1 protein-coding gene and 3 pseudogenes are annotated in these 3,916 nt (G+C 40.7%); all 4 read right to left on the bottom strand.

What is annotated here, in order from left to right:
* Positions 1-980: pseudogene (locus tag L5L98_RS22110) on the bottom strand (IS3 family transposase); the annotation flags it as partial.
* 53 nt (positions 981-1,033) lie between these two features.
* Positions 1,034-1,978, bottom strand: a pseudogene (locus L5L98_RS22115) (ISAs1 family transposase); the annotation flags it as partial.
* Positions 1,979-2,301: 323 nt separating this feature from the next.
* Positions 2,302-2,907 carry a hypothetical protein gene (locus tag L5L98_RS22120; RefSeq protein ID WP_263143560.1) on the bottom strand — a complete coding sequence of 202 codons (606 nt, stop codon included), beginning with the start codon at positions 2,905-2,907 and terminating at the stop codon, positions 2,302-2,304.
* A 153-nt stretch (positions 2,908-3,060) separates the two neighbouring features.
* A pseudogene (locus L5L98_RS22125) lies at positions 3,061-3,681 on the bottom strand (transposase); the annotation flags it as partial.
* Positions 3,682-3,916: the final 235 nt, after the last annotated feature.

The raw sequence follows: 3,916 nt of genomic DNA on the forward strand, positions 1-3,916 counted from the left end.
CATAAACTCCCTTGTTGGTTGAGCAACTTTAAAAATCCAATCGTGTTTCAAGCTACCAAAGAAACGCTCAACAACGGCGTTATCCCAACACGCTCCCACATCACCCATGCTGGCTCGGATACCATAGCTCGATAGCAGCCTACCGAATTGCTTACTGGTATATTGCGAGCCTAGGTCACTGTGAAATACCAACCCTCGCGCTGGTTAGCGCAGGTTGTAGGCTTTCATTAATGCCTTAGATATCAAATCTGTGGTCATGCGTTTGTCTATGTGCCATCCCACAATCCGGCGTGAATATAAATCCATCACCACAGCTAAATACATCCAGCCCTCACCCGTCTTTAAATAGGTCACGTCACCCGCCCAAACCTGATTAACCGATACGGGATTAAAGTTCATGTTTAACAGGTTATCAGCCACTGCATTTGAGTGTTTCCGCTGCGTCGTCACCTTGTAAGCGCGTCGCTGGGTTGCTTTGAGTCGAAGGCGGTGCATCATTTTACGAACGAGATAGCGACCAAGCTGGTAGCCTTCCTTGCGCAATTTCTTCACCATTTCACGATCCCCTAAGCTGCCTCGACTTTGCTTAAATAGCTGTCGAACAAGGCGATAAAGCTTCAGTGTTTCAAGGCTTATCACGTTTGCAGGGCGCTTATGCCAATCGTAATAACCTGATTTACTTACACTCATGACTCGACATAACAGTGCTACAGGAAACAGGTGAGATTGCAGTTTGATGAAACGAAATCTTACTTCATTTCTCTCGCAAAGAAGGCGCTTGCCTTTTTTAGAATTTCTTTCTCCATGCGTAATTCTTTGTTTTCTCTACGCAATCGCTTCAACTCATCACGCTCAGGCTCTTCTAAGGTGATGCCTTGTTGCAGGGCTTCGTGTTTTTCCTTCCAGTTGTAAAGCAGGCTCGTGCTAACTCCAAGAGACTTTGCCGCATCGGCAACGCTATAACCTTGTTCTAGCACCATCAAGACAGCTTCATCTTTAAATGCCTGGGGATAACTCTTATGTGATTTCTTCAGCAACTATCTTCTTTCATTGAGACATCTAGCACCCAGTGTAAGCAGTTCTCAATTCCCCAATGACCACGAACTGAATCGGCTAACTGTTGCTCATCGAGTGTGGCTGAACTGATATAGTAACGGTAGCTCAGCTCCGCCTCTTTCCCTTTCGTATGCCGATAACTCAAACACATACCTAATGTGTTCAATTTCATCCACTTAGAGAAGTTAGCTTGGAGCTGGCTTGCAGGCATTACATAGTAGGCTCTTGCCTCAATACGGCCTCTATTCTTTTCAATAACGAGTCCATCAAGAGGATTGCTGCGCGCTTCACTGAAAGCACTGACCACGGCCTCATGTAATGAACTTTGATTCGCCTTCACTGCAAGTAAGTAGTCACCTCCTTGCTCGACTATCTGCGTTGCAATCTCTGTCTGGCAACCCATAGCGTCGATTGATACCAGCGCTCCTTCTATATCTAACAACTGGAGCAGTGCTGGGATTGCGGTTATCTCATTGGATTTATTTGAAGTTTTTACTTGCCCCAGCACCACTTTATTGGCACAGGCAAACGCATTGACCATATGAATGGTTGAGCGCCGGTCTTCACGATTGTATGAGGCACAAAGCGTTTTACCATCGATAGCAATAAGATGACCATCACTCATCTCATGAATGGCTCGCATCCAATTAGCAAAGCACAGTCGGAACTGTTCCGGCTCGATACGAGAGATAATACGTGCAATGGTGTCATCGACAGGGGCACCTTCGGTCAGAATTCCCTTTTCTTTAAACCAGTTATGATGTCCGAGAGCATAGTCATGGATTTCTGACCAGCCTTCGGCCCCAGCAATCACACCACACAGAGTGACGAACAATACATCATGCAATGGGTAAGTTACTTTGGCAGATTGTCGGCTGTCAGCAATCGAGTTGAAATGAGACGTGAAGGCTTCAAGGTACATGCTCTGATGCTCTCTATAAGAAAAAGAGAGCATAAGATCATAATCGACACCGTCCGTCAAATTGGGGGCAAAACGGTTAAAATATATTCACGATCTCGCCCTGGGCTAGGTATGCCTGAAACCCACTGTGTAGCTTGATATTTGAACAATGATGAGAGTTTTTTCGCTGACTCGATTTAGGAAACAAAGCCGCCAAAAAACTTTTAAGTTTAAGCCGATAGCGGTGCAGTGTAATCTACATGCTAACGGCTTAATTATAGAATGTTGCTAATTATAATTATAAAAAGTGACAATGACCATTAAACAATAAATATCACGATATTTCATCTATTTTTCTGCATATATTTCAAAATATTTCCTAAGCTAATTCTAGATTTGCCAACTAATTCCATTTTATCTTCTTTAAAATAACTAATTTTCACATAAATCAACTGGCCAACTGATTGTTCTTTACTACTCATTGCGTGTGTTACATCATATAATCCCTTCAGATTTTGAGGGACTCCACCTGCATCAGTTACTATATTCCCTGGTGTAAATGCCGATGCCTGATTGACCGCTTGCACTAGAATGTCTTGCAAAGGAAATAGACCTATATATTTAGCTTTTTTTATATAATTAGCTACTCCAACATATATTTCAGGAAGCTCTTTAATTTGATTTTCAATGTAAACACTGGAGTTCTCTTCTAGATAATTAAAAACTTGAACGGAGGTGCCAATTAAAACAATAGCTTTAATTCCAGCACCTACTTCTGAAAAGAGATATTGACCTTTACTATCCTTGATTGCCTTTTTCATATCCTCTGTAACTTGCATAATAGAGAAGAAGTTTCCTTGTGTCACTATGGTGGAAGGGTCTCGCCAAAATGTCACATAATTTACTTGTTCAGCTCCATTTTTCTCAGTAGTTGCATTATAATTCATCATCTATATCCTCATCGTATTTATTAACCCAATTTAACATGCTTAGTGATTACTATACTTTTTGTCCTCCTCCTAGTACTAGCTGTATTATGAATGAATCGGCACCGAAATTAGCGTAATGTGCCAGCAACATAATGCTGGAGTAGTACATTTCAATATTTCTTGATAGTGTTTAACTCTTCCAGAAGCATTATCTACTATAAACCAATAACGATATAAACATTAATCAACCTTCTTCTGAGGAGTATTTATATCGAGGCGTGTTTGAATAATGGATTAGTCACCTTTACTTCAATAAATTTACAAAAAACATCGCTGTAATAATCTTTATCAGCAATCACAGTGTCAACACTCTTTCAAGTGCTCAACTAGGTTTAATATCGCGTTATCAGGACTTTTGATTATTCGAAATAAATTGGCAATCCCCCACAGTCCACTACTAGGTGGGTTTTGGTTGAATTACCGCCTCAACGTTTACTAATACTCTCACTACTTAATATAGGTGAACCCGCATTATCGAGCCATCAATAATGTTCCCTTCCATGTCAGAAGGATTAGCTAAGATTTGAATAAAAGGAAGATATGTTTTACCACCAATTAAATCGCCTAAAGGCCATATTCCAATGACCAATCCCATCAGGTATCTCGCCAAGGGATATCTGTTAGAAGGCGGTAAAGCATATCTTCGAATATTTACTTATGTTCAGGTTTGTCATAAACACTGCCAGTGCTCCTCATTAAATGAAATAGCTTTTCCCTGCGGGCATCGGTTAGCATAAGTCTTGGCATAGCTTGAGGATTATGGTTACTTTTGGCGAAGAAAATTATAACGTCTTGCCATGCTGTCTAAAAAACACTCTAGAAAGATCAACAGACCCTAGATTTTTAATATTACATCAGAGTTGGTATTAATAATAAGCTCTGCATTCCTATTATCTATATTACTCAATTCATTATTATAAAAATCTAAAACGACAATACCGAGCCGGTCTCCTTTTTGTTTACGCTGTAA

The organism is Shewanella sp. SM23 (assembly GCF_025654295.1).
GTDB classification, from domain to species: domain Bacteria; phylum Pseudomonadota; class Gammaproteobacteria; order Enterobacterales; family Shewanellaceae; genus Shewanella; species Shewanella oncorhynchi.